The sequence below is a fragment of the Isoptericola sp. NPDC056134 genome (assembly GCF_042264825.1).
GTDB lineage: Bacteria > Actinomycetota > Actinomycetes > Actinomycetales > Cellulomonadaceae > Isoptericola > Isoptericola nanjingensis.
The window spans coordinates 98,529-122,530 of the sequence record NZ_JBHJVM010000009.1 but is presented as its reverse complement, the minus strand read 5'-3'; the positions used below and the strand labels follow the sequence as shown (position 1 = coordinate 122,530).

The following is a 24,002-nucleotide window of genomic DNA, read 5'->3' as shown; positions in this document are numbered from 1 at the left end:
CGCTGTCAGCCCGCGGTGCGTGCGCGGCGCCGGGCGGCGAGCTCGTCGCCCTCGTGCGCGGCGGGCTCCTCGTCCTCGAGGGACTCGGTCGGCATCTCGGACAGGGTGCCCTCGATGTCGCGCCACACGCGGCCCACGGCGATGCCGAACACGCCCTGGCCGCCCTGGACGAGGTCCACGACCTCGTCGGGCGACGTGCACTCGTAGACGGACGCGCCGTCGCTCATGAGCGTGATCTGCGCCAGGTCCTCGACGCCGCGCTCGCGCAGGTGCGTGACGGCGCTGCGGATCTGGTGCAGCGAGACCCCGGTGTCGAGGAGTCGCTTGACCACCTTGAGCACGAGGATGTCGCGGAAGCTGTACAGGCGGTGCGTGCCCGAGCCGGTCGCGGGCCGGATGGACGGCTCCACGAGCCCGGTGCGGGCCCAGTAGTCGAGCTGGCGGTAGGTGATCCCGGCGACCCGGCACGCCGTGGTGCCGCGGTACCCGGTCGCGGCGTCCTGCTCCGTGAGGTCCTCGCCGAAGAGGAGCCCCTGGGCGCCGTGCGGCACCGAAGCACCCGTGGGGACGCTTGCCTCACCGCTGCTGTTCACTGTGCCTCCTGGTGTTGGACTCCACGCTAGGACGCCCCTGGGGGGTCGTCAACGACGTCGGCGCCGAGCGGGACCGCGTGTCGCGCTGCCGTGCCCCCCGCGCCGGGGCCTGCGCCCGTCCCTCAACTGTCGATCACGACTTGAGGGTTCGGCTCCTACGGTAACCGAGTCCGACCGTCAACCGGAGGTCGAGGGTCGGTCCGGGCGTGGCGACGTCAGGGGGGCGCGTCGTCAGGCCGTTCCCCACCGTTCGGTGGGGTGCCCGGCTCGTGCGGTCCCCCGGGCGCCGTGAAGTCCGCCGCGGTCGCGTGGTCCAGGAAGTCGCGGAACTTCTCCACCTCGCGCTGCTGCTCGACGTCCACCACCTCGACGCCGGCGACGGCGACCACCTCGGCGGAGCAGAGCACCGGGCTCCCCGTCCGCACCGCCAGGGCGATGGCGTCCGACGCGCGCGAGTCGAGGCGGGTGCCGTTCGACAGGACGAGCTCGGCGAAGAACACCCCGCCGTCGAGCGCGACGATCTCGACCCGCTCGAGCTCGACGCCCACCGCGCCGAGGAGGTCCCGCAGCAGGTCGTGCGTCATCGGGCGCGGGGTCACGAGCCCGGCCTGCGCCATCGCGATGGCCGACGCCTCGCGCGCCCCGATGACGATGGGGACGGCGAGGTTCGCGGCGGCGTCCAGGAGCAGCACGACGATCTCCTGGTCGTGCTGCTGCTGCCGCACCCCGAGGACCTCCACCGGGACCATCGGGGCGTCGCTCGCGTCGTCGGGTTCCACCGATCCACGGTACGTCCGCACGGTGCCGCACGTCGCCCGGGGGCGAGCCGGATCGCGACGGCGCAGCCCGCGACCGCGACGGGCCGGTCAGACGAGGTCGCTCGACCCCTGGCGCACCCATGTCGAGTGCAGGCGGGCGAGCAGCTCTCCCACCTCGGCCGCCAGCTCCGCACCCTGGGCGCGTGCGGACGGGGTCTGCTGGCTGCGGTAGGGCGCCACCAGCTGGTCGACCAGGCCCACGTGCCGGTCCGCCGACGCGCGCAACGACCGCAGGTGCCGCGGCTCGATGCCGTGCTCCGCGAGCCGCGCCGCGATCCGCACCACGTCAGGGGCGCCGTCGTCCAGCCGGCTGCCGGCCCGGGCCTGCAGCACGCCCGCGGACACCAGCTCCTGCACGAAACGGGGCGTCGTGCCGGTCGCCTCGGCGACGGACTCCACCGTCCACCGCCGCCGGGCGACCTCTGTCGCGGCACCCGCGTCGGCGAGCCGGGGGGCCGGGCCGGGCGCGGGCTCCCCCGCGTCCATCTCGGCGAGACGCTCCTTGATGACCTTCAGCGGCAGGTACGAGTCCCGCTGCTCCGTCAGCACGAACCGCAGGCGCTCGACGTCGGCGGGGCTGTACTGCCGGTAGCCCGACGGGGTGCGCACCGGGTCGATCAGTCCCTGGTCCTCGAGGAACCGCAGCTTGGAGTGCGAGACGGACGGGAACTCCGGGCCCAGCTGGGCGAGCACGTCGGAGATCCGCATCGTCGCCTGGCGCGAGATCCCCCGCGGCCAGGGTTCCGGCGCACCGCCGGGCTCCTCGCCCTGCGCGGCCTGCGCCGCCGTCACGACGCGGGCGCCTGCGGGTCCCGCGGCGCCTGCGGGCTGGCGTGGAACGACATGCGGAACTTGCCGATCTGCACCTCGTCGCCCGTGGTCAGCGGCGCCGCGTCGATGCGCTCCCGATTGACGTACGTGCCGTTGAGCGAGCCGATGTCCCGGACGACGAAGCGGTCGCCCTCGCGGGCGAACTCCGCGTGCTTGCGCGACACCGTCACGTCGTCGAGGAAGATGTCGGCCTGCTCGCTGCGGCCGGCGACCGCGCGGTCGGAGTCCAGCAGGAAACGCTCCCCGACCGCTCCGGAGCCGTACTGCACCACCAGGAGCGCCGAGTGCCGCGGCAGTGCCGCGACGGCGGCGGCCTCCTCGGCGGTGAGCGGGATCCGGAACGCCTGCTCCTCCGCGGGCGCGCCCACGCGCCCCAGGTGCGCGGTGGTGTCCGCGGCCGCTTGGTGCGGCGGAAGGGAGCGGGGGTCCGTCATCAGTCCTCCTGTGAGGTCGGGCCGGTGGGTCGGGCGACGCTGCCGGCCGGCCCGAGGGCCGGTGCCCCCGGAAGGCCGACTGTGCGTCCGACGTGCGCCGTCGTCCGACAAACCTACCCCGACCGGGGCACGGGCGGGAAGCCCGCCCACCTCCGGAGGGCACGCCCGACCGCACGTCGGACTCGTCAGCCGCGCTCGCGCTCCGGCTGGGCGTACTCGGGCTCCTGCGGCGGCGTGACCGCCGTGATCTTCACCGCGTCCTCGCGGGCCGTCGACGCCTCGGCGCCCGCCGTGCGCACCGTCGCGAGCGCGCCGCCCGGGATCTCCAGCGCGCGGTCCATCGTCTCGGGGTCGCCGATGACGGTCCACTCGTACGGGGAGGACAGGGACGTCCCGTCGACGACGATCGCGTTCCCGTCGTCCTCGAACCAGGTGGACGTGACGAGGCGCACCCCGTTGAGCTCGACGACCTCCGCACCCGCGTTGCGCAGCTCCTCCAGCACGTTGAACATCTGTGACGCCTTCAGCGCGGCGCCCGGGTCCTGGATCGTGACCCGCACGCCCGGGCCCTGCGCCGGCAGCCGTCCCGACAGGATGCCCTCGGACTCCGCACGCTGCTCCGCCAGCTCGAGGGCCGACCGCGCCTGCCCGGAGCCGGACTCCAGCTCGTCGCGCGTCGCCTCCAGCCCCGAGACCTCGTCACCGAGCTGCTGCGCCCGGTCCGTGACCTCGTCGAGCAGGCGCACCAGGTCCTCCTGCCGGGCCGACGACAGCTGGTCCGACGCCGACTGCTGCACCTGCACGACCAGCGCGAACCCCAGCGCGGCGCACAGCACGCCCGCCAGCACCTGGGACCGGCTCGCCCGGGGGCGCAGCGCCGCCCCGAGCCGGCGCCAGCCGCTCGGTGCGGGGTCCGCGGTCCCGTCGGTCCCGTCGGCCGTGGGCTCGGTCGCCGGCTCGCTCGTCGGAGTCCCGGTCAGGGGCCTCGCACCAGCCGGCGCCTCGGTGCCCCCGGCCGGGCTCTCGTCGGCGGGGTCCGCGCTCTCCGGCTCATGGTGCCCCTGCTCGTCGTGCCCCGGTCCGACGTCCGTCACGGCCGGAGTCTCGATCACGGCCGGAGTCTCGATCGGGGGCGGCGGCGCCCCGTCGGTCTCGTCGTCCGTGCCGTCGTCCGCAGGCGGCACGTCCGCGTCGACGAGCGGCGCGGCGCTGGTCACCGGTTCCTCGTCGTCCGCAGGCTCCGCACCGAGGCCAGCGCCCGCCGCAGAGGTGTCGGCCTGCGTGGAGGGGACGTCGACCGGTGCCTCGTCGGAAGGGACGGCAAGGGGCGTGGCCTCCTCCGGGAGATCCGCTTCCTCCGCGACGTCGGACTGCTCGTCCTCCGCGCCGGGGGTCTCGCGGGCGTCGCGGTCCTGGGAGGGCCCGGCGCTCGGGGCGGTGCCCGCGCCGTCGTCGATGCCACCATCCGCGGCGCCCGACGACGGGGTCCCGGCGGTGGCGTCGTCGTCGGTGCCGGCGACGTCGGTGACGTCGGGGGTGTCGGGGCGGTCGCCCTTCGGGTCGCTCATCCGCCGCTCACGCCTTGAACAGGTGGCGGCGGATGGCCGCCGCGTTCGAGAAGATCCGGATGCCCAGCACCACCACGACCGCGGTCGACAGCTGCGCACCCACGCCCAGCTGGTCGCCCAGGAACACGATGAACGCCGCCACGACCACGTTCGACAGGAACGACACCAGGAACACCTTGTCGTCGAACAGGCCGTCGAGCTTGGCGCGGAGGCCCCCGAACAAGGCGTCCAGCGCGGCCACGACCGCGATCGGAAGATAGGGCTGCAACGCCACCGGCACGGTCGGCTGCAGCACCAGCCCGGCGATCACGCCGATCACGAGCCCGATCGCGGCGATCATGAGCGTTCCTCCTCGGTGTCGGACGACGACGTCCTCTGCGACGTCCCCGGCGATGTGCTCTCACGTGTGCTCTGCGGTGCCCCCTGGGCGTCGTCGCCCGGCTGCGAGGACTCCCCCGCACCCGACGGCGACGCGTACCGCAGGGTCTGGTTCCCCACGCCCGGCAGCGACAAGTCGCTCTGCGGGGTCACGCTCGACTGGATCCCGTAGCGCGACCCCAGCAGCTGCAGGTACGCCGGGGCGCCGGAGCGAGCGTACGCGGTCTGCATGTCGTCAGGGTCACCGATCGCCCGGATCGTGTAGGTCGGCCCCGGGAGCGGCACGAGGTCCACCAGGATGGCGTCACCGGCGTTGCGGATCGCGGACAGCGACGTCAGCCGCTGGTCGTCCACCGAGATCGCCTCCGCGCCCGCAGCCCACAGGGCGTTCACCACGGTCTGCACGTCCGCGTCCCGCACCCGGGCGCTCGCGTCGGGGTCGGACTCGGACTGCGCGGCGTCACCGTCGGACAGGGAGACCACCAGGCCCGGACCGCTGACCGCCGCCGACCCGCTCACCACGCCGTCGCGCTGGAGCGTCTGCAGGAGGCCCGGGTCCTCGCTGGCGAGAGCGGTGTGCTGCAACGCCTCGATCTCGTCGCTCAGCGCCACCGACCGGGCCTGCAGCGCGTCCACCTCGTCGCGCCGGTCCACGATCTGCGTCTCCAGCACCTCGCGCGCCGCCGCCACCTCGGCCTGGGGCGCTCGCAGCTGGCGCGCCGCGGACACGGTCAGCAGACCCAGCAGGGCGGCCAGCAGCAGCAGGAGCACGACGGAGAGCCCCCGGCGTCCCGTCGGGCGCCCGGCCCGCGCCGCCTCCGCGCGCCGCTCGGCCTCCTCCGCGTACCCCGGGTCGAGAGGCTTCTCCATCACCTCGACCAGCAGGGTCATCGACTCGTCCGGGCGACGGCGCCCCGGCGCGCGCACCGGCGCCGTCACGCCTCACCCCCCGAGCCCTCGACGTCGGGCCCGGCGCTCGCGGCCACCAGCAGCTCGCGCGCCTGCCGCAGGTACTGCACGCCCGCCACCCAGTACAGGCCGACGCCCCACCACGTGAACGCCCAGCCCACGACGTGCGCCGCCGCGCCGACCCCACCCGGCACCGTCGCCAGGAGGAGCAGCGGGAACGCGTACAGGAGCGCGAACGTCCCGGCCTTGCCCACGAAGCTCACCGGCAGCGGCCCGTACCCGTGCCGCGCGAGCACCGGCAGCAGGCACGCGAGCATCACGTCCCGGGCGACGATCACCACGAGGATCCACAGCGGGATCACGTCCCGCCAGGTCAGGCCGATCAGGGTGACGAAGATGAAGAGGCGGTCCGCCGCCGGGTCGAGCATCTGCCCCAGCCGCGTCACCTGGTGCAGCCGCCGCGCCAGCACGCCGTCCAGCCAGTCCGTGAAGCCGGAGAAGGCCAGGACCGCGAGGGCCCACACGTCCTCGCCCACCACGATCAGCACCGCGAACACCGGCACCAGGGCCAGGCGCAGCAAGCTCACCAGGTTCGGGATCGTGAAGACCCGGCTGCTGATCTCCTGGCCCTCCTGCACGGGGCACATCCTACGCACGCGGCCTGCGCCCAGTGGCCGAACTCACCGGCACCCGCCGGACGACCACCGGCCCCGGCCGGTAGACTGGGACCACCTTCGGAGTTCGTCGTGCCTCCCGCGTGTTCGTTGTGCCCCGCTCAGAGCGGGGCTGGTGTGTGTCCGGGACCGAGCGACCGTGCCGCCTCCTCGGCGGTACAGGACTCCTCCCCCACCACCCACAGAACGGTGACCCCTCTTGAGCACCCCTGACTCCACCCTGCCCACCGAGCCCACCTCCGGGCAGACCACCGGGCAGGACCCCACGTTCGCCGACCTCGGCCTCCCCGCACCGCTGCAGGCCGCCGTCGACGACCTCGGGTTCACGACGCCGTCACCCATCCAGGCGCGCGCCATCCCCGAGCTCCTCGCCGGCCGCGACATCACCGGCGTCGCCCAGACCGGCACCGGCAAGACCGCCGCCTTCGGCATCCCGCTGCTCGCCGCACTCGACCCGCAGGCCTCCGTCGCCGGCGGGCACGTGCAGGCCCTCGTCCTCGCCCCCACCCGCGAGCTCGCGCTCCAGGTCGCCGAGGCCGTCGAGTCGTTCGCCACCCACCTGCCCGGGGTGCGCGTCACCTCTGTGTACGGCGGCTCCCCCTACCAGCCGCAGCAGCGCGCCCTGCGCGACGGCGTGCACGTCGTCGTCGGCACCCCCGGCCGCGTCATGGACCACCTCGAGCGGGGCACCCTCTCCCTCGACGGCGTCAAGTTCCTCGTCCTCGACGAGGCCGACGAGATGCTCCGCATGGGCTTCGCCGAGGACGTCGAGACGATCTTCGGCCAGGCGCCCGCGAAGCGACAGGTCGCCCTGTTCTCCGCGACCATGCCACCCGCGATCCGCGCCGTCGCCGAGACCCACCTCACCGACCCCGTCGCGATCGCCGTCTCCCGTCAGTCCTCCACCGTGTCGACCGTCGAGCAGACCTACGCCGTCGTGCCCTTCCGGCACAAGATCGGCTCCCTCGTCCGGGTGCTCGCCACCTCCGACGCCGACGCCACCATCGTCTTCACCCGCACCCGCAAGGACGCCGAGGAGGTCGGCGCCGCCCTCGTGGAGCGCGGCACCTCCGCCGCCACCATCTCCGGCGACGTCGCCCAGAAGGAGCGCGAGAAGATCGTCGAGCGCCTCAAGTCCGGCGCCCTCGACGTGCTCGTCGCCACCGACGTCGCCGCCCGCGGCCTCGACGTCGACCGCATCGGCCTCGTCGTCAACTTCGACATCCCCCGCGAGCCCGAGGCCTACGTGCACCGCATCGGGCGCACCGGCCGCGCCGGGCGCACCGGCCGCGCCCTGTCGTTCGTCACGCCCCATGAGCGCGGCAAGCTCAAGCACATCGAGCGGACCATCCGCACGACGCTCGCCGAGGTCGAGATCCCCTCGCCCCGCGACGTCTCGGAGCACCGCGCCCGTCGCCTCCTCGACGCCGTCGGCACGCGCATCGAGGCCGGCCGCCTCGACCTGTACACCCGGATGCTCCAGGAGCGCGCCGGCTCCGCGTCCGACGCCGCGGACGCCGAGGGCACGCCGGCCCCCGTCGAGGGTGGCGACGACGCCCTGCAGGTCGCGGCCGCCCTTCTGGCGCTCGCGGTCGGGGACGACGGCCCCCAGCAGCGCGCAGCCCAGGAGGAGCACGAGCGCGAGCGGGCCGAGGCCAAGGGCGGGCGCACCCGCGAGACGCACCGCGCCGAGCGGACCGAGCGCGACGGCGACCGCACCGGCCGCCACCCCCGCTCGGACCGCGACCGGGACGACCGCGGCCGCGGCATCCGCCGTCCCGCCGCCGGCACGCGCTACCGCATCTCCGTCGGCCACACGCACGGCGCGCAGCCGCGCGGCATCGTCGGGGCGCTCACGCACGAGGGCGGCCTGTCGGGCAGCGACATCGGCAAGATCGACATCTTCGGCAACTTCTCGCTGGTCGACATCACGCGGCCGCTCGACGACGCCGACATGAACCGGATCGGCCGCGCCCACGTGGCCGGCAAGGCGCTCCGCATCTCCGTCGACAAGGGCGCGCCGGAGCGCCGCGCCCCGCGCACGGAGCGGCCCCGCACCGACCGTCGTCCGGCCCGCACGGCCTGACGCACCGGGCGGCCTGCCCGCGACACGACGAAGCCCCGCGAGCCGTGCGGTTCGCGGGGCTTCGTCGTGTCGCGGCGGTGGCGAAGGCGGTCAGGTGCGGTCCGGCGCCTCGCCGAGGCTCACGACGAGGGACCTCAGCCGCCGCGCCTCCGCCATCCCCCGCTCGCCGTCGGCGCGCTGGATGCCCATGACGGCGATCGTGCCGCCGTCGGCGAGGTCGAGCCGCACCCACGGGTCGTCGGGGCCGAGCCGCACCTCGACGATCTCCGCCCACGCGAGCGTCCGCGAGCGGACGAGGTTGCGGACCCGCAGGCCCTCCTCCGACGGGACGGCATGCACGCCGCCGAGCCGCCACAGCAGCCAGGTGACGCCGAGCGCGAAGACGATGAAGGAGACCTTGTTCACCGCGGCCGCGCCCATCGGCCCGTTCGAGCTGAGGCCGACCACGACGCTCCCGACCGCGGCGACCACCCACACGAACCAGGCCGAGACCTGGCCCCACAGCGGGCGGAACGTGCGGAAGCGTGACGAGCTCATGCCGACCACGCTGCCACCGCGCGCGCGTGCTCGACAGGCCGGCGGGCGCCGACCCGCCAGGTCACAGGCGGCTGGCGTGGATGGAGGTCACGATGATGCCGCGCGCCCCCACCTCGTACAGCGCGTCCATCACGCGGTTCGTCTCCGAGCGCTTCACCATCGACCGCACCGCCGCCGACTCGCCGTTGTGCAGCGGCGACACGGTGGGCGACTCGAAGCCGGGGGTCACCGCCACGGCGGCGTCCACGAGCTCCATCGGCACGTCGTAGTCCATGAGCACGTACTCGTGCGCGGTGATGACGCCCTGCAGGCGCCGGGTGAGCACGTCCAGCCCGGCCGGCTCCGCGACGTCGCTGCGGCGGATGAGCAGCGCCTCGGAGCGCAGGATCGGCTCACCGAACACCTCCAGGCCCGCCGCGCGCAGCGTGGTGCCCGTCTCGACGACGTCGGCGATGACGTCCGCGACGCCCAGGCGCACGGAGCTCTCCACCGCGCCGTCGAGGTGCACCACCGCCGACGGCTCGATCCCCCGCTCGCGCAGGTAGGACCGGACCAGGGTGTCGTACGAGGACGCCACCCGGCGTCCCGCGATCTGGTCGACGTCGGTGATGGTGCCCGCCGGCGCGGCGAACCGGAACGTCGATGCGGCGAAGCCCAGCGGCAGGTGCTCGACGGCGTCCGCCCCCGAGTCGAGCAGCAGGTCGCGGCCGGTGATGCCGACGTCGACGGTGCCGGACCCCACGTACACCGCGACGTCGCGCGGGCGCAGGAAGAAGAACTCGGCGCCGTTGTCCGGGTCGGCGAGCACGAGCTCGCGGGTGTCGCGGCGCTGGCGGTAGCCCGCCTCGCGCAGCATGTCGGAGGCCGGGACGGAGAGGGACCCCTTGTTGGGGACGGCGATACGGAGCACTGCGTTACCTCGTTCTGATCAGGTCGGGACGTGTCGGGCGGCTGGGCGCGCGCGACGGACGTCGGGGCCGCACCGTGACGGTGCGACCCCGGTCCGGGCGCTCACAGATGCGCGTACACGTCCTCGAGCGTCAGCCCCTTGGCCAGCATGAGCACCTGCAGGTGGTACAGCAGCTGCGAGATCTCCTCCGCGGCCGCCTCGTCGGTCTCGTGCTCGGCGGCCATCCAGACCTCGGCCGCCTCCTCCACGATCTTCTTCCCGATCGCATGCACGCCGGCGTCCAGCTCGGCCACGGTCCCCGACCCGGCGGGGCGGGTCGTGGCCTTCTCGGTCAGCTCGGCGAACAGGGAGTCGAACGTCTTCACCCGCTCAGCCTAGACGCCGGGACCCCGGGCTCTGGGCGCGGTTTCGTCCCTCGGGACGGTGAGTTCCGGTGGTTCATGGCGCTTGGCACACTATTTTTGTGAGGAGAAGCGGACCCGGGACCACTCCCCCCGAGGATCAGTGGGCGTGCGCCGACGCCAGACCCCGCAGCGCCTCGATCTCCGCCGGTACGTCCTCCGCCCCGTAGACGGCGGAGCCCGCGACGAAGACGTTCGCCCCCGCGTCCGCCGCGCGCTCGATCGTGTCGCGCGACACTCCCCCGTCGACCTGGATCCACACGTCCAGCCCCGACTCCCCCACCGCCTGCCGGGCGCGCCGGATCTTCGGCAGCGTGCCGTCGATGAACGACTGCCCGCCGAAGCCGGGTTCCACGGTCATGACGAGGATCATGTCGATCTCCGGCAGGAGGTCGAGGAACGGCTCCACCGGCGTCGCCGGCCGGAGCGCGACGCCCGCCCTCGCCCCCAGGCGCCGCAGCTCCCGCGCGAGGCGGACCGGAGCCGTGGCGGCCTCCGCGTGGAACGTCACCGAGGCGGCCCCGGCCTCCGCGTACGCGGGCGCCCAGCGGTCCGGGTCCTCGATCATCAGGTGTGCGTCGAGCGGCACCGGCGAGACCTGCGCGAGCCGCTCGAAGACCGGCAGGCCCAGCGTGAGGTTCGGCACGAAGTGGTTGTCCATGACGTCCACGTGGGCGTAGTCGGCGGTGGCGATGGCCCCCAGGTCGCGCTCGAGGTTCGCGAAGTCGGCCGACAGGATGCTCGGGTTGATCAGCGCAGGCATGCGCCCAGCGTAGGCGGCGCAGCCACTACGCTCGCCCCGTGCCACCGCTCCCCTCCCCCACCGAGCCGTCGCCGACGACGGCCGTCGCGCCCCCGGTCGTGCGTGCCGCCGTCGCCGACGACCTGCCCACCGTCGCGGCCATCCTCGAGCCGTACGTCACCGGCACGGCCGTGACGTTCGACGAGCAGGCCCCCGACGTCGCCGCGTGGCGCCAGCGCCTCGTGGACCTGGACGCCCGCGGCCTGCCGTTCCTCGTGGCCGAGGTCGACAGGGCCGTCGTCGGCTACGCGTACGCGTCCCCCTGGCGCCCCAAGGCCGCCTACCGGTACACGGTGGAGGACACGATCTACCTCGCCCCCGCGGCCCAGGGACGCGGCGTCGGCTCCCTGCTCATGACGGCGCTGCTCGAGGCCTGCTCGCGCGCCGGCGTGCGGCAGGTCGTGGCCGTCGTGGCCGACGACCCCGCGGCGGCCGGCTCCCTGCCCCTGCACCGCCGGTTCGGCTTCGAGGTCGCCGGCGTGCTGCGCGACGTCGGGGTCAAGCACGGCCGCACCGTGAGCACCACGCTGCTGCAGCTCACCCTCGCCTGACGCGCCTGCGCGCCTCAGGAGTGCAGCCCGGCACGCAGCGTGTCGGTCCGGTCCTCCACGGTCCGCCACGCCTCGGGGCCCACGCCCGGGTGCGCGTCGCGGTCGATCTCCTCGAGCCCGGTGCGCAGGCCGTCGAGCGTGGCCGCCACGGCGCGCAGGGCACGGCGGCGGGGCAGCCCCCACGACTCCCCCTCCCCGACGAGGTGCTCGGCCGTGATGCGGTCCATGTCGCGCTCCCCGGACACGTCCATCGCGAAGACCCGCGACGCGTGCGTGTGGTGCAGGTGCATGGACACGTCGTAGGCGGGCGCGAGCGCGACCGTGCCGTCCGCGCGCCGGAGCACCGAGACGTTCTTCGCGTGCGCGTCGGTGTTCCCGACCGCCAGGTTCAGGGTCGTGAGGGCGAGCAGGCCGTCGGGCCGGGCGCCGTCGTCGCGCAGCGTGCGGGCGATCCGGGCCAGGGAGGGCAGCGCGCGCCCGTGCTGGAACTTGCGCTCGGGGTCGCGGGTGTTGATGCCGAGCGCCTGCGCCCCGTCCTCCTGGTGCACCCGTCGCTGACCGCCCGGGGCGTCCGCGTCGGGCACGCGGTCGTAGCGTGAGACGACGATCGCGCGAACGTCGTCGAACGTGACCACCTCGGCGTCGATCGACGTGAGACCCACGCGGCGGGCCAGGTCGAGCGCGGCGGCCTCAGTATCGACCAGGTCGGCCGTGGGAGAGCCCGCCTCGCGCGCCACCTTGAGGATGTGCGTCGTCGGCTGGGTGGGCGACGCACGGAGCCAGCCGCGCTCGTCGCGTACCAGCCCGATCTTGGGCTCCATACCGGGCAGGGAGCTCGTCAGGTGCCTGCTGCGTCCATGCCCGCCGGCACGTGCCAGGCTCTCCCGAAGGAGCGTCGCCACGCCTCGGTCGTCGAGACGGGTCGCCGGTCGTGCCGCCGGTTCCGGGTCGGCCCCAGGAGGTACGAGCAGGAGGGCACCGACGGTGTCACCTCCGAAGGCGGCGAAGAAGCCGACGGAATCCTCGGGGTCGACGCCGGCCTCCATCGCCATGGAGTCACGCACGCGCCCCTCGGGCATCAGCCCGTCGAGCCAGGCCGTCACCCGGGCCGACGACGGCGGTGCGTCCGGGTCCATGGGGAGGAGGTGGGACAGCACGCGCGCGCCGTATCCCCATCGCGCGACCGCTCCGGCGTCCCACTCCAGGTCGACCCTGTGAGTCCCCCGTGGACTCGAACGCCCGACGAACCGGGCTACCCGGATCCCGTACAGCCACGCGTCGAGCTCACTCGCCGGCACGGCCCGCCCTCTCCGCCAGCCGCACGTCGACGCCCAAGGCGTCGAACATCTCGAACAGTCGCGTGATGTAGAGGTTCTCGACACCCGACTCGACCTCGGACACGTACTGTCGGGTCAGCCCGAGCTCGTCCGCGAGCGCCCCCTGGCTCAGGCCTTCGCGCTTGCGTGTCTGCTGGACGAAGCGTCCGATGTCGCGCGGGCTTCGCGCTACCGTCCATCGTTCGCCGTTCATGTCGGCACCTCGTTGCGTCGGGATTTCCTGACCCCCCTGGGTGGCGCCACCATATCCTGGCAACACCGGGGAGTGCAAGAAGATCCCGACATCTACGCGATCCGGCGCAGCAGCGTGAGGTGCATCGCGTCGGTGCCGTGCACGTGCGGCCACAGCTGCACGTCCAGCCCGTGCGCGCCGCCGTCCGGGGCGCCGAGATCGATGTCCGCACCGGGCACCAGCGCGTCGCGCACCGCCGGCCGGGCGTCGATGCGCTCCGCGTCGTCCCGACGGCGCAGCACGTCGTCGACCACGAGCCGCGTCTCCGCCAGGTGCGGGGAGCAGGTGACGTACGCGACGACGCCGCCGGGACGCACCGCGTCGAGGGCGGAGGCGAGCAGCTCGCGCTGCAGCACCGTCAGTGTGCCCAGGTCGGCCGGGGTGCGGCGCCAGCGCGACTCGGGACGCCGGCGCAGTGCGCCGAGCCCGGTGCAGGGGGCGTCGACGAGGACCCGGTCGTAGGCGGCGGGCTCCTCGGTGCCGACCTCCCGGCCGTCGCCGGTGCGCACGCGCTCCACGACGCCCTCCGGCACGGCGCGCAGGGCCCGCTCGACGAGGCGGGCGCGGTGCGGCTGCACCTCGTTGGCGACGAGGGTGGCGCCTCGCTCCCCCGCGAGCGCCGCGAGGAGGGCGGCCTTGCCGCCCGGCCCGGCACAGAGGTCGAGCCAGCGCGCGTCGGCGCCGTCGAGCGGGGCGCCTGCGAGTGCGAGGGTGACGAGCTGCGAGCCCTCGTCCTGGACGCCTGCGCGGGCATCAGCGACGGCAGGCAGCGCGGCGGGGTCGCTGCCGCCGGCGAGGACGAGCGCGGTCGGCGCCCAGCGGCCCGGCTCGAGCCGCACGTCGGCGTCGTGGGCCTGCTCCTGGAGCAGGTCGGGCGCCGCGAGGCCGGGGCGCGCGACGAGGGTCACGCGGGGCGCGGCGTTGTCCGCGTCGAGCAGGTCGGCGATCTCGTCGGGGCCGCGTCCGTGGCCCGCGAGCGCCTCGCGCAGGGCCCTGGTGATCCACACCGGGTGCGAGCCGACCGTGGCGAGCCCGGTGACGGTGTCGGGCGCCTCCTCGGTGAGGCGGGCGAGCCATTCCTCGAGGGGCGTGCGTCCGACGGCGCGCAGGACGGCGTTGACCATCTGGGCCGGCCCGGCGCCCACGCGGTCGCGGGCGAGCGCGACGGTCTCGGAGACTGCCGCGTGGGACGGGACGCGCATCCCCAGGAGCTGGTGCGTGCCGAGGCGGAGGACGTCGAGCACCTCGGGGTCGAGCTGGTCGAGGGGGCGGGTCACGCAGCGGGCGAGGATCGCGTCGTAGCGTCCGCGCAGGCGCAGGGTGCCGTACGCGAGCTCGGTGGCGAACGCGGCGTCGCGGCCGGCGATCCTGCGTTCGCGGAGCAGGGGCGGGAGCACGAGGTTGGCGTAGGCGTCGGAGCCGTCCACCTGGCGCAGCACGTCGTAGGCCGCGGTGCGGGCCGGGTCGGTGTGGCGGCGGCGCTCGCCGGGCGCCTGGGCGCTGCGGTGCGTCTCGCCGCGGGTGCGGGCGGCGCTGCGCTGGCGTCCCTTGCTGTTGCGGGCGGGCGCGCGGCGCTCGTCCCGGCGGTCGTCGCTCATCGGGCGTCCTGCCCGAGGCGCAGGGAGGCGTCGCCGGCGTCCCCGGTGAAGAGGCCGCGCGCGCCGCGTGCCCAGTCCGCGGCGGGCATCGGCTTCTTGCCGACGGGCTGCACGTGCCCGAGCGCGACGGCGTGCGTGGCGGTCCCGACGAGGACCTCCTTCTTGCCGGGGCGCACCTCGCCGGGGGCGAGGTCGGTGACGTCGGGTCGCGGGGTGACGGGACCCAGGCCGAGGCGGGCGCCCGGGGCGGCGTCGAGCCCGGCGGTGGGCGGCAGGGTGGTCCACGCGCCGGGGGCGGGGGTGACGGCGCGGATCCGTCGGTCGACGGCGAGTGCGGGGTCGTCCCAGCGGACGCGGGCGTCGTCGGTCGTCACCTTGGGCGCGAGGGAGACGCCGTCCGCGGGCTGCGGCTGGGGCGCGAGCGTCCCGTCCTCGAGGGCGTCGAGGGTCGCGACGAGCAGGTCGGCGCCGCTGGTGGCCAGCCGGCCGAGCAGGTCGCCGGAGGTGTCGCGGGGGCGGATCGTCTCCGTGGCGGTGCCGAGCACCGGGCCGGTGTCCATGCCCTCGTCGAGGAGGAACGTCGTCGCGCCGGTGACCTCGTCCCCGGCGAGCACAACGTGCTGCACGGGGGCGGCCCCGCGCCACGCGGGCAGGACGGAGAAGTGCAGGTTGACCCAGCCGAGGCGCGGGACGGCGAGCACGTCGGCGCGCAGGAGGTGCCCGTACGCGACGACGGGGGCGGCGTCGACGTCGAGCTCGCGCAGCGTCGCGAGGAACTCCTCCCCGCGCGGGCGCTCGGTGAGGACCGGGATCCCGGCCTCCTCGGCCGCGAGGCGCACCGGGCTGGGCACGAGCCGGCGGCCGCGTCCGGCGGGCGCGTCCGCCCGGGTCAGGACGGCGACGACCTCGTGGCGCGACGCCAGCAGGGCGCGCAGGGACGGGACGGCAGGGTCAGGGGTTCCGGCGAAGAGCAGGCGCACCACCCGATCGTAGTCGGGCGAGCGGGTCCCGGTCCGCGGGCGCCGGGGCGCCGTCGAGCGTCATGCAGCGGCGTGGCCCGCTCGTGGTCGCGAGAGGTCGTGGGCGCCGACCGGCATCGTGACCGTCCGGTCGACGTCCTCCCTCGTGCTCGTGCCGGCTACCGGCCGACAGGGAGACCGAGGTCGCGCAGGGCGGCGCGCAGCGCCGCGGCGTCGGTGAAGCGGACGGCGTGGAAGCCCAGCTCGCGGGCGGCCTCGACGTTGGCGGGGCTGTCGTCGACGAAGACGGCGCGCGCGGGGTCGACGTCGTGCGTGACCATCAGGTGCCGGAAGATCGCCGGGTCGGGCTTCGCGAGCCCCACCCGCCCGGACACCACCACGTGCTCCATGCGCGTCGTCGCGGGGGCCGCCCCGGCGGCGTGCCCGAACAGCTCGTCCGACCAGTTGGTGAGCCCGAGGAGGCGCACGCCGGCGGCCGCCAGCTCGTCGACGAGCTCCGCCGAGCCCGGGACGGGCCCGGTCAGGGTGCCGGGGAAGCCCGCCACGTACTCGTCGAGCAGCGGCTGCAGGTGGGGCCGGTCGGCCAGGCTGGCGCGGGCGTCGGTCCAGCTGCGCCCGGCGTCCTGGGCGAGGTTGAGGGCGGGGAAGTCGACGTCCGCCATCCAGGCGTCCACCTCGGCGCGCGTGCGCCCCGGGAACGCCCCGTAGGGGTCCCAGCCGACGAGCACGTTGCCGAAGTCGAGCACCACCGTGTCGACGAGGGCCTCGGCGGGGCCAGGAGCCATCAGAGCATCTCCTTCGGGTCGACCTGGACGCGGACGGCGCCGCCCTCCCGCCGGGCCGACCGGACGGCGAGGGAGGCGCGCAGCTGGGCGGCGAGCTCGCCGCCTTGGGCGAGGGGGACGCGCAGCACGGTGCGCACCTGGGGCTCGAGCGTGGCGCCGCGGCGCGGGTCGGCGTCGGGCTGCTCGACGGGCCCCAGGACGGTGTCGGGGCCCGCGAGCGCCACCCGGCCCACGACGGCGTCCACCGCGCCCCGGTCCCCGCTGACGGACGCGACACGGACCGCGGGCGGCAGCGCGAGCTCGCGACGCTCGGCGAGCTCCCGGTCGGCCAGGCCCCCGGGGTCGTAGCGCACGAGCGCCCCGGTCGGGGCGGGGGCGGCGTCGCCGACGAGGAGCACCTGTCCGCCGGCGCGGGACGGGTGCACGAGGGCCGCGGCCGCGAGCCAACGGTGCAGCGCCTCCGTCGCCGTGGCGAGGCCCGTGCCCGCGGTGGCCACGGCGGCGTCGAGCAGGAGAGCGACGGCGTACCCGCCGTCGGCGACGGGCTCGGCGCCGGGTGTCGCGACGACGAGGGCCGGTTCGGGACCGACCCGGTCGAGCACCCCGGCGGGCGCGGAGGACGCGGACACGCGCACGGGAGTGCCCGCGAACGCCCGGCCGAGCTCCTCGGCGGTGCGGTCCGACCCGACGCGGACGGCACGCAGGTGGGTGTCGCCGCACTCCTCGCAGCGCCAGCCGCCGGCGAGCCGGCCGCACCAGGAGCACTGGGGCGCGCTGCCGGTGCGGGTCATGCCGAGCGGGCCGTGGCAGGCGGCGCAGCGGGCGGCGGTCCGGCACCGCGCGCACGCGACGACGGGCAGGTAGCCGGTGCGCGGCACCTGGACGAGGACGGGCCCGCGGGTCAGCCCGTCGCGGGCGGCCCGCCAGGCGGCGGTCGGCAGCCGGGCGGCGGCTCCCGGCCCCTCGGCGGCGAGCTCGACGGACGTGAGGGCGCGCACACGGGGGGCGCGGGCGCGCAGCACGTCTCGGGGCGCGGCGATCTCGCGCGCCCACCCGGACGCCAGCAGGGCCTGCGCCTGCACGGTCCGGCCCGGCGACCCCAGCAGGTAGGCGGCGTCCTCCAGGTCGCTGCGCAGGGCGAGCACGTCTCGGGCGTGCGGGTAGGGGGCGTGCGGCTCCGCGAGCGTGTCCTCGCCGTCGCCCCACAGCACCACGAGACCGAGGTCCGGCACCGGGGCGAACATGGCGGCCCGCGTCCCGACGACGACGTCGGCCAGCCCGTGCCGGGCGCGCAGGAAGGCGCGGTAGCGCGGGGCGGGTCCGTCGTCGGCGAGGAGCCGCACGACGTCGTCGAGCCCGGCCTCGCCGAGGGCGGCCACGACGCGCTCGACGTCGCGGGCGTCGGGCGCCACGACGAGGACGCGCCGTCCGCCGGCCACGGCGGCACGGGCCGCCTGTGCGACGGCGGCCGCCCAGTGCGGTACGCGCGCCGGCCCGTCGCCCGCCGGGGGCGCGAGGCCGGGCAGCGGCGTCCACACGGCCCGCGGAGCGCCGCCGGCGAGCACGTGACGACAGAACGCCTCCCCGCCCAGGTAGGACTCCCATGCGGTCGTCGAGCCCGCTGAGACGAGCCGTAAGGGGCCGGGACGGTCCGCGCCCTCCCCGACGTCCTCCGGGGCGTCCTGGACGCCCTCCACGGGCTCCTGAGCGAGGGCCTGGGTGCTGTCGCCCTGGGTATCGGCCGGCTCGCCGCTCGACGCGACCCGCGCCGCCCCGTCCGGAGCCGTGGTCAGGGAGGCGAGCACCTCCTTCTCGACGCGGGCGTGCCGCGGCGGCACGGCGAGGCGCAGCACGTCGGCGAGCGTTCCCGCGTACCGGTCCGCGACGGCGCGGGCCAGCCGCAGCACCGGCTCCGACAGCACGGCGTCGGCCGAGACCACGCGCCTGAGGGGCACCAGCCGCCCGTCGTGGTCGGACGTCTCGCGACGCTCCACCACGTACCCCGCCACCTCCTGCGGCCCGAACCGGGCCCGCACCCGCACGCCCGGCCGGGCGTCGTCGGCCATCGGGGCGGGCACCAGGTAGTCGTACGGGCGGTCCAGGTGCGCGGGCTGCAGGTCGAGCACCACCCGGGCGACGGGGAGCTCGTCGGCGACGGGGGTGGCGCCCAGGGCGGCCTTGCCGCCCTTCCCGGGCTTGCGACGCCCCTTCGCGCCGGCGTCGCGCGGGGCCGGGACGTCGTCGAGCCCGAGCAGCGCGGGCTGCTCGGGCTCGGGGGTCTCAGTCACGAGGCCATCCCATCACGCCCCACGGACGCAGCCGAGCACGGTGACACCAGGCTCGACCGACGCCGCCGCCGGACGAGAGGAGCACGTGATGGCAAGGTGCCTTCGCACCACCCAGCCGCGACCGAAGGCCGGAACGGTGGGTCAGACCGCGGCCCGCAGCGCGTCGACGCGGTCGGTGCGCTCCCAGGTGAACCCGGGCAGGTCGCGGCCGAAGTGCCCGTAGGCGGCCGTCTGGGCGTACACGGGGCGCAGCAGGTCGAGGTCGCGGATGATCGCCGCCGGGCGCAGGTCGAAGACGCTCTCGATGGCCGCGGCGATCCGCTCGGTGGGCACCGTCTCCGTGCCGAACGTCTCGACGTACAGCCCTACCGGGTGCGCCTTGCCGATCGCGTACGCGACCTGCACCTCGCACCGGCGCGCGAGCCCCGCCGCGACGACGTTCTTCGCGACCCAGCGCATCGCGTACGCGGCGGACCGGTCGACCTTCGACGGGTCCTTGCCGGAGAACGCGCCGCCGCCGTGCCGCGCCATGCCGCCGTAGGTGTCGACGATGATCTTGCGGCCGGTGAGGCCGGCGTCGCCCTGCGGCCCGCCCACGACGAACTTGCCGGTCGGGTTGACGATGAGGCGTGCGTCCGCCGTCTCGACGCCGGTCTCCTGGGCCACCTGGGCCAGCACCGGCGCGATGACGACGTCCGCGACCTCGCGCTGCAGCTTCTCCTGCACGATGTCGGCGTCGTGCTGCGTGGACAGCACCACCGTGTCGATGCGCACCGGCCGGTCGCCGTCGTACGCGACCGTCACCTGCGTCTTGCCGTCGGGGCGCAGCCCGGGCAGCTCGCCCGAGCGCCGCACGGCCGACAGCCGCTCCGCGAGCCGGTGCGACGTCCAGATCGGCAGCGGCATCAGGGACGGCGTCTCGTCGGTGGCGTACCCGAACATCAGGCCCTGGTCGCCCGCGCCCTGCGCGTCGAGGGGGTCGCGGTCGAGGCCCGGTCCGGAGGCGTCGTCGCGCTCCTCGAGGCTCTTGTCGACGCCCTGCGCGATGTCGGGCGACTGCTGCCCGATCGACACGGAGACGCCGCAGGAGTCGCCGTCGAACCCGATCGCCGAGGACGTGTACCCGATGCGGCGGACCACCTCACGCACGATCTGCGGGATCTCGACGTACGCGTCTGTCGTGACCTCGCCCGCCACGTGCACCAGGCCCGTGGTCACCATCGTCTCCACCGCCACGCGCGAGCGCGGGTCCTGTGCGAGCAGCGCGTCGAGGATCGCGTCGGAGATCTGGTCGCAGACCTTGTCCGGGTGGCCCTCGGTCACGGACTCGGACGTGAAGAGGCGCAGCGCATCGGTCATGGCGGACAGCCTACGGGGAACAGGCCGCCCCATCGGGCCCTCGAGACGGGAAATGTCTCACATGCTGGGTGAATCTCAGATGCCGGGCAGCGTCTTCGTCACGGCGTCCCAGATGGCGTCCGCGACCTCGCGCTTCGACCCGGCGGCCTCGGTCACGACCTCGCCGCGGCCGTCGAGCACCGTGACGGCGTTGGTGGGGGCGCCGAAGCCGCGCCCGGCGCCCACGGCGTTCACCGCGAGCAGGTCCGCGCCCTTGCGCAGCGCCTTGCGGCGCCCGTGCTCGAGCACGGAGCCGTCCGCGTCGCCGGTCTCGGCCGCGAAGCCCACGACGAGCTGGCCGGGGCGCAGCCGGTCGTGCGCGAGCTCGGCGAGCACGTCCGGGTTCTCGACGAGCGTGAGGGGCGCGGGGCCCTCGCCCGGCACCTTCTTGATCTTGGCGTCCGGCACGTCGGCCGGGCGGAAGTCGGCCACCGCCGCCGCCATCACGACGACGTCGGCCTCCGACGCGCCCGCACGCACGGCGTCGCGCAGCTCGGCCGTGGTCTCCACGGGCACGACGACGACGCCGGCCGCGCGCGCGGCCCCGCACACGGCGTCGTCCAGGTTGGCGGCCACGAGCGTGACCGCGGCGCCGCGGGCGCGGGCGGCCTCGGCGAGCGCGGCGCCCTGGCGCCCGCTGGACCGGTTGCCGATGAAGCGCACCGGGTCGATCGGCTCGCGGGTGCCCCCCGCCGAGACGACCACCGTGCGACCGGACAGGTCGCCGGGAGGCCCGTCCCCGGGAGTCGAGGGGCCGGCGGACGCCGCGGCCGCGAGGGCTGCACGCGCGATCTCCTCCGGCTCGGGCAGGCGCCCCGGGCCCGTGTCCGCGCCGGTGAGACGGCCGCTCTCCGGCTCGATCACCGTGACGCCCCGCTCGCGCAGCGTCGCCACGTTGGCGCGGGTGGCGGGGTGCTCCCACATCTCGGTGTGCATGGCGGGGGCCATCACGACCGGGCAGCGGGCGGTGAGGAGGGTCGAGGTGAGGAGGTCGTCGGCCCGGCCGGTCGCCGCCCGGGCGAGCAGGTCCGCCGTCGCGGGCGCCACGACGACGAGGTCGGCGCCCTGTCCGAGCGCCACGTGGGGGACGTGCGCGACGTCCTCGAAGACCTCGTCCGTGACCGGCTCGCCGGACAGCGCCTCGAACGTCGGCGCGCCCACGAAGCGCAGGGCGGACGCGGTCGGGATCACCCGGACCGCGTGGCCGTCCTCGCGCAGGAGCCGCAGCAGCAGCACGGCCTTGTACGCGGCGATGCCGCCGCTGACGCCGAGCAGGATCCTCATCGCGCGCTACCTCGTCGCCGCAGGGGGACGCCGGTCGCCGACCGGCGCCGTGCCGTCAGAAGGTGATCTCGTCGCCGGGCTCGGCGACCGGCTCCGCGGCGGCCTCGGGCTTCTCCTCGACCGGGGTCGAGGTGAGCAGGCCCTCGTTGATCTCGCGCATGGCGATGGAGAGCGGCTTCTCCTGGTTGCGGGTCTCGACCAGCGGGCCCACGTTCTCGAGCAGGCCCTCGTTGAGCTGCGAGTAGTAGGCGTTGATCTGGCGGGCGCGCTGGGACGCGTACAGCACGAGGCCGTACTTCGAGTCGGTGCGCTCGAGCAGCTCGTCGATGGGCGGGTCGGTGATGCCGATGGGCTGGGCCACGGTTCCGGCCATGGGTCACACTCCAGACAAAGTTCGGTGACGGGTTCGCTGACAGCTGCGGTGACGCGATGTCAGGGGGTCAGCAGTCCATCCTACCTGCGCTCGGGCGCGGACCCCCAGCCGGTGCCCTCCAGGGCGACCCGGGGTGCGGCGGACGTCACACCCATCACCCGCGCGAGCCGGTCCGTGGCGTGGGTGACGTCGTCGTTGACGATCGTCACGTCGAACTCGGCCTCGGCGGCGAGCTCGGTCCGCGCCGTGGTCAGGCGTCGCTCACGCTCCTCCGCGTCCTCCGTGCCGCGCCCGACAAGGCGCCGCACGAGCTCGTCGAAGCTGGGCGGGGCGAGGAAGACGAACTGCGCGGCGAGCCCTCTCGCCGTGACCGCCTCGCGCACCTGCCGCGCGCCCTGCAGGTCGATCTCCAGCAGGGTGGGCACGCCGGCGGCGAGATGCTCCTCGACCGGCCCCCGGGGGGTGCCGTACCGGTGCCGACCGTGCACCACCGCCCACTCGAGCATCTCCCCGTCGGCGACCATCCGGTCGAACTCCTCGGGCGAGACGAACAGGTAGTGCACGCCGTGCACCTCGCCGGGGCGCGCCGGCCGGGTCGTCGCCGACACCGACAGCCACACCTGCGGGTAGCGGGCGCGCACGTCGGCCGAGACCGTGCCCTTGCCGACGGCCGTCGGCCCGGCCAGCACGGTCAGGCGCGCCGACGTCGCTCCCGCGTCCGCCGTGACAGGGGCCTGCTGCGGTGCCGGACTGCCGGCGGATCGTGCGGAAATGTCAGCCAAACCTCTCGATGAGCGCCGAAGCCTGGTGCGGCCCGAGGCCGCGGACCCGGCGGGTCTCGGCGATCCCGATCTCCTCCATGATCGCCCGGGCCTTCACCTTACCGACCCCCGGGAGCGACTCGAGCAGCGAGACGACCTTGAGCTTGCCCACGACGTCGTCCTTCTGCCCCTTCTCGATCACGTCCTTGAGGGAGCCCTGGGAGTACTTCAACCGGTTCTTGATCTCCGCGCGGACGCGCCGAGCCTCGGCCGCCTTCTCGAGGGCCGCAGCACGCTGTTCCGGGGTGAGAGGGGGGAGAGCCACGCAAGTCACCTACTCTGTCGGTCCGCCTGTGAGGGAACTGCTCCCTCGAAAGTAGCCACGACCTGCGGAGGCGGCAATCCGTAGCGCAGGACGGATCGCCGTCCGACCGGGAGGAAAGCGGCATTCGGGTCAGGACATCGTCGCAGGTCGCACGCCTGCACGGAAAAGGGCTCCCGCGGCTCGTGCGCCGAGGCCTACGGTCGGTGCATGCCGACGGACCCGAGCACGACCCCGGACGCCGTCGAGGACGGGTGGTTCCCCGAGAGCGTCGCCGCCTCCTACGACTCGTCGACCGACGACGAGTTCGACCCGGCGGTCGTCGGACGCACGGTCGATCTGCTCGCGGGCCTCGCGGGCGACGGCGCCGCCCTCGAGCTCGCCGTCGGCACCGGCCGCGTCGCGGCTCCCCTCGCGCGGCGCGGCGTGCCCGTGCACGGGATCGAGCTGTCCCGGGCGATGGCGGCGCGCGTCGCGGACAAGCCGGGCGGCGACCGGGTGACGGTGACGATCGGCGACATGACGACCGCCCGCGTGCCGGGCGAGTTCGCCGTCGCTTACCTCGTCTTCAACACCATCGGCAACGTCACGACGCAGGACGGCCAGGTCGACTGCTTCCGCACCGCGGCGGCGCACCTGCGCCCCGGCGGGCACTTCGTCGTCGAGGTCGGGGTGCCGCCCCTGCGCCGCATGCCGCCCGGGCAGGACACCGTGCCGTTCACGGTCGCGCCCGACGACGCCGGCGGCGGGTACGCGGGCTTCGACCGGTTCGACGTCGTCACCCAGCGCTTCACGTCGAACCACGTGACCGTCGGGCCGGACGGCTCGGGTCGGTTCCGGTGGCTGCCGTTCCGGTACGTCTGGCCGGCCGAGCTGGACCTCATGGCGCGGATCGCCGGGATGCGCCTGGTGCACCGCTGGGAGGACTGGGACCGCACGCCCTTCACCGCCGACAGCGAGCGGCACGTGTCCGTCTGGCAGGACTCCGGGTCCTGACGCCGCCACCTGACGCGGGGGCCACGGAGACGGCGACGGGCCCGCCCCCCGGGAGGGGCGGGCCCGTCGTGCGGACGGCCGGCGTCAGGGACGCAGCGCGGCCCGCACGTCCGCCCCCGCGGGGGCGGGGGCCGCGCGCCACCCCCCCGCATCTGG

26 protein-coding genes are annotated in these 24,002 nt (G+C 75.2%); 3 read left to right on the top strand and 23 right to left on the bottom strand.

Annotation, left to right across the window (positions count from 1 at the left end):
• Positions 1 to 5 precede the first annotated feature (5 nt).
• The 8 genes from ACFCZN_RS11005 to ACFCZN_RS10970 form a co-directional block, all read right to left on the bottom strand.
• Complete coding sequence (locus ACFCZN_RS11005) at positions 6 to 593, bottom strand: MerR family transcriptional regulator (RefSeq protein WP_429763516.1); 588 nt, start codon at positions 591 to 593, stop codon at positions 6 to 8.
• 215 nt (positions 594 to 808) lie between these two features.
• Positions 809 to 1,342 carry a bifunctional nuclease family protein gene (locus tag ACFCZN_RS11000; RefSeq protein WP_429763792.1) on the bottom strand — a complete coding sequence of 178 codons (534 nt, stop codon included), beginning with the start codon at positions 1,340 to 1,342 and terminating at the stop codon, positions 809 to 811.
• A gap of 117 nt (positions 1,343 to 1,459) precedes the next feature.
• Complete coding sequence (locus ACFCZN_RS10995; protein ID WP_429763517.1) at positions 1,460 to 2,203, bottom strand: MerR family transcriptional regulator; 744 nt, start codon at positions 2,201 to 2,203, stop codon at positions 1,460 to 1,462.
• Positions 2,200 to 2,676, bottom strand: coding sequence for an FHA domain-containing protein (locus tag ACFCZN_RS10990; RefSeq protein ID WP_430556788.1), 477 nt, complete (start codon positions 2,674 to 2,676; stop codon positions 2,200 to 2,202). Before ACFCZN_RS10990 ends, ACFCZN_RS10995 begins: the two co-directional genes overlap by 4 nt.
• 185 nt (positions 2,677 to 2,861) lie before the next feature.
• A complete protein-coding gene (locus ACFCZN_RS10985) occupies positions 2,862 to 4,244 on the bottom strand; it encodes a DUF881 domain-containing protein (protein WP_430556787.1) in 1,383 nt (460 codons plus the stop codon).
• 7 nt (positions 4,245 to 4,251) lie between these two features.
• Positions 4,252 to 4,584 carry a small basic family protein gene (locus ACFCZN_RS10980; protein WP_079575212.1) on the bottom strand — a complete coding sequence of 111 codons (333 nt, stop codon included), beginning with the start codon at positions 4,582 to 4,584 and terminating at the stop codon, positions 4,252 to 4,254.
• Positions 4,581 to 5,561 carry a DUF881 domain-containing protein gene (locus ACFCZN_RS10975; protein WP_429763520.1) on the bottom strand — a complete coding sequence of 327 codons (981 nt, stop codon included), beginning with the start codon at positions 5,559 to 5,561 and terminating at the stop codon, positions 4,581 to 4,583. Before ACFCZN_RS10975 ends, ACFCZN_RS10980 begins: the two co-directional genes overlap by 4 nt.
• A complete protein-coding gene (locus tag ACFCZN_RS10970; RefSeq protein WP_429763521.1) occupies positions 5,558 to 6,169 on the bottom strand; it encodes a CDP-alcohol phosphatidyltransferase family protein in 612 nt (203 codons plus the stop codon). Before ACFCZN_RS10970 ends, ACFCZN_RS10975 begins: the two co-directional genes overlap by 4 nt.
• 235 nt (positions 6,170 to 6,404) lie before the next feature.
• Here ACFCZN_RS10970 and ACFCZN_RS10965 point away from each other — a divergent pair, with 235 nt between their 5' ends.
• Positions 6,405 to 8,291, top strand: coding sequence for a DEAD/DEAH box helicase (locus ACFCZN_RS10965; protein WP_429763522.1), 1,887 nt, complete (start codon positions 6,405 to 6,407; stop codon positions 8,289 to 8,291).
• Positions 8,292 to 8,381: 90 nt separating this feature from the next.
• On the opposite strand, the gene ACFCZN_RS10960 is transcribed toward ACFCZN_RS10965, so the two are convergent.
• The 4 genes from ACFCZN_RS10960 to rpe form a co-directional block, all read right to left on the bottom strand.
• Complete coding sequence (locus ACFCZN_RS10960) at positions 8,382 to 8,828, bottom strand: PH domain-containing protein (RefSeq protein ID WP_429763523.1); 447 nt, start codon at positions 8,826 to 8,828, stop codon at positions 8,382 to 8,384.
• A gap of 61 nt (positions 8,829 to 8,889) precedes the next feature.
• Positions 8,890 to 9,738 carry an ATP phosphoribosyltransferase gene (hisG, locus tag ACFCZN_RS10955; RefSeq protein WP_429763524.1) on the bottom strand — a complete coding sequence of 283 codons (849 nt, stop codon included), beginning with the start codon at positions 9,736 to 9,738 and terminating at the stop codon, positions 8,890 to 8,892.
• Between the two features lie 101 nt (positions 9,739 to 9,839).
• A complete protein-coding gene (locus ACFCZN_RS10950; RefSeq protein ID WP_079575216.1) occupies positions 9,840 to 10,103 on the bottom strand; it encodes a phosphoribosyl-ATP diphosphatase in 264 nt (87 codons plus the stop codon).
• Positions 10,104 to 10,239: 136 nt separating this feature from the next.
• Positions 10,240 to 10,902, bottom strand: a complete 663-nt coding sequence (rpe, locus tag ACFCZN_RS10945) for a ribulose-phosphate 3-epimerase (RefSeq protein ID WP_429763525.1) — start codon at positions 10,900 to 10,902, stop codon at positions 10,240 to 10,242.
• Positions 10,903 to 10,940: 38 nt separating this feature from the next.
• Between rpe and ACFCZN_RS10940 the strand changes: the two genes are divergently transcribed.
• A complete protein-coding gene (locus ACFCZN_RS10940; protein ID WP_430556786.1) occupies positions 10,941 to 11,492 on the top strand; it encodes a GNAT family N-acetyltransferase in 552 nt (183 codons plus the stop codon).
• Positions 11,493 to 11,506: 14 nt separating this feature from the next.
• Here ACFCZN_RS10940 and ACFCZN_RS10935 read toward each other — a convergent pair whose 3' ends face one another.
• The 11 genes from ACFCZN_RS10935 to mihF all read right to left on the bottom strand — a co-directional run bounded on the left by ACFCZN_RS10935 (position 11,507) and on the right by mihF (position 22,853).
• A complete protein-coding gene (locus ACFCZN_RS10935; RefSeq protein WP_430556785.1) occupies positions 11,507 to 12,790 on the bottom strand; it encodes a type II toxin-antitoxin system HipA family toxin in 1,284 nt (427 codons plus the stop codon).
• Positions 12,777 to 13,022, bottom strand: a complete 246-nt coding sequence (locus ACFCZN_RS10930; RefSeq protein WP_429763531.1) for a helix-turn-helix transcriptional regulator — start codon at positions 13,020 to 13,022, stop codon at positions 12,777 to 12,779. Before ACFCZN_RS10930 ends, ACFCZN_RS10935 begins: the two co-directional genes overlap by 14 nt.
• Before the next feature lie 92 nt (positions 13,023 to 13,114).
• Entirely contained in the window at positions 13,115 to 14,659 is a 1,545-nt protein-coding gene (locus ACFCZN_RS10925; RefSeq protein ID WP_430556784.1) for an RsmB/NOP family class I SAM-dependent RNA methyltransferase, read from the bottom strand.
• Positions 14,656 to 15,639 carry a methionyl-tRNA formyltransferase gene (gene fmt / locus ACFCZN_RS10920; RefSeq protein WP_430556783.1) on the bottom strand — a complete coding sequence of 328 codons (984 nt, stop codon included), beginning with the start codon at positions 15,637 to 15,639 and terminating at the stop codon, positions 14,656 to 14,658. Before fmt ends, ACFCZN_RS10925 begins: the two co-directional genes overlap by 4 nt.
• Positions 15,640 to 15,797: 158 nt before the next feature.
• Entirely contained in the window at positions 15,798 to 16,424 is a 627-nt protein-coding gene (locus ACFCZN_RS10915; RefSeq protein WP_429763537.1) for an HAD family hydrolase, read from the bottom strand.
• Positions 16,424 to 18,712: a primosomal protein N' gene (locus tag ACFCZN_RS10910; protein ID WP_430556782.1), complete on the bottom strand. Its 2,289-nt coding sequence runs from the start codon at positions 18,710 to 18,712 to the stop codon at positions 16,424 to 16,426. The genes ACFCZN_RS10915 and ACFCZN_RS10910 overlap by 1 nt, the downstream gene beginning before the upstream one ends.
• A 141-nt stretch (positions 18,713 to 18,853) precedes the next feature.
• Positions 18,854 to 20,071, bottom strand: coding sequence for a methionine adenosyltransferase (metK, locus tag ACFCZN_RS10905; protein WP_429763541.1), 1,218 nt, complete (start codon positions 20,069 to 20,071; stop codon positions 18,854 to 18,856).
• A gap of 75 nt (positions 20,072 to 20,146) precedes the next feature.
• Positions 20,147 to 21,394: a bifunctional phosphopantothenoylcysteine decarboxylase/phosphopantothenate--cysteine ligase CoaBC gene (gene coaBC / locus ACFCZN_RS10900; protein WP_429763543.1), complete on the bottom strand. Its 1,248-nt coding sequence runs from the start codon at positions 21,392 to 21,394 to the stop codon at positions 20,147 to 20,149.
• A gap of 55 nt (positions 21,395 to 21,449) precedes the next feature.
• Entirely contained in the window at positions 21,450 to 21,767 is a 318-nt protein-coding gene (gene rpoZ, locus ACFCZN_RS10895; RefSeq protein ID WP_430545481.1) for a DNA-directed RNA polymerase subunit omega, read from the bottom strand.
• 80 nt (positions 21,768 to 21,847) lie between these two features.
• Positions 21,848 to 22,456, bottom strand: coding sequence for a guanylate kinase (gene gmk / locus ACFCZN_RS10890; protein WP_429763793.1), 609 nt, complete (start codon positions 22,454 to 22,456; stop codon positions 21,848 to 21,850).
• An 85-nt stretch (positions 22,457 to 22,541) separates the two neighbouring features.
• Positions 22,542 to 22,853 carry an integration host factor, actinobacterial type gene (mihF, locus tag ACFCZN_RS10885; protein WP_079575226.1) on the bottom strand — a complete coding sequence of 104 codons (312 nt, stop codon included), beginning with the start codon at positions 22,851 to 22,853 and terminating at the stop codon, positions 22,542 to 22,544.
• A gap of 207 nt (positions 22,854 to 23,060) precedes the next feature.
• Between mihF and ACFCZN_RS10880 the strand changes: the two genes are divergently transcribed.
• Positions 23,061 to 23,846 carry a class I SAM-dependent DNA methyltransferase gene (locus tag ACFCZN_RS10880; protein WP_430556781.1) on the top strand — a complete coding sequence of 262 codons (786 nt, stop codon included), beginning with the start codon at positions 23,061 to 23,063 and terminating at the stop codon, positions 23,844 to 23,846.
• The last annotated feature ends 156 nt before the right edge of the window (positions 23,847 to 24,002 follow it).

What these genes read in the sequence shown, in the direction of transcription:
- ACFCZN_RS11000 (WP_429763792.1), bottom strand. Translation starts at nt 1,342, where the DNA reads ATGGTCCCGGTGGAGGTCCTCGGGGTGCGGCAGCAGCAGCACGACCAG.
- ACFCZN_RS10990 (WP_430556788.1), bottom strand. Translation starts at nt 2,676, where the DNA reads ATGACGGACCCCCGCTCCCTTCCGCCGCACCAAGCGGCCGCGGACACC.
- ACFCZN_RS10985 (WP_430556787.1), bottom strand. Translation starts at nt 4,244, where the DNA reads ATGAGCGACCCGAAGGGCGACCGCCCCGACACCCCCGACGTCACCGAC.
- ACFCZN_RS10980 (WP_079575212.1), bottom strand. Translation starts at nt 4,584, where the DNA reads ATGATCGCCGCGATCGGGCTCGTGATCGGCGTGATCGCCGGGCTGGTG.
- ACFCZN_RS10960 (WP_429763523.1), bottom strand. Translation starts at nt 8,828, where the DNA reads ATGAGCTCGTCACGCTTCCGCACGTTCCGCCCGCTGTGGGGCCAGGTC.
- rpe (WP_429763525.1), bottom strand. Translation starts at nt 10,902, where the DNA reads ATGCCTGCGCTGATCAACCCGAGCATCCTGTCGGCCGACTTCGCGAAC.
- ACFCZN_RS10930 (WP_429763531.1), bottom strand. Translation starts at nt 13,022, where the DNA reads ATGAACGGCGAACGATGGACGGTAGCGCGAAGCCCGCGCGACATCGGA.
- ACFCZN_RS10925 (WP_430556784.1), bottom strand. Translation starts at nt 14,659, where the DNA reads ATGAGCGACGACCGCCGGGACGAGCGCCGCGCGCCCGCCCGCAACAGC.
- ACFCZN_RS10915 (WP_429763537.1), bottom strand. Translation starts at nt 16,424, where the DNA reads ATGGCTCCTGGCCCCGCCGAGGCCCTCGTCGACACGGTGGTGCTCGAC.
- metK (WP_429763541.1), bottom strand. Translation starts at nt 20,071, where the DNA reads ATGACCGATGCGCTGCGCCTCTTCACGTCCGAGTCCGTGACCGAGGGC.
- coaBC (WP_429763543.1), bottom strand. Translation starts at nt 21,394, where the DNA reads ATGAGGATCCTGCTCGGCGTCAGCGGCGGCATCGCCGCGTACAAGGCC.
- rpoZ (WP_430545481.1), bottom strand. Translation starts at nt 21,767, where the DNA reads ATGGCCGGAACCGTGGCCCAGCCCATCGGCATCACCGACCCGCCCATC.
- ACFCZN_RS10880 (WP_430556781.1), top strand. Translation starts at nt 23,061, where the DNA reads ATGCCGACGGACCCGAGCACGACCCCGGACGCCGTCGAGGACGGGTGG.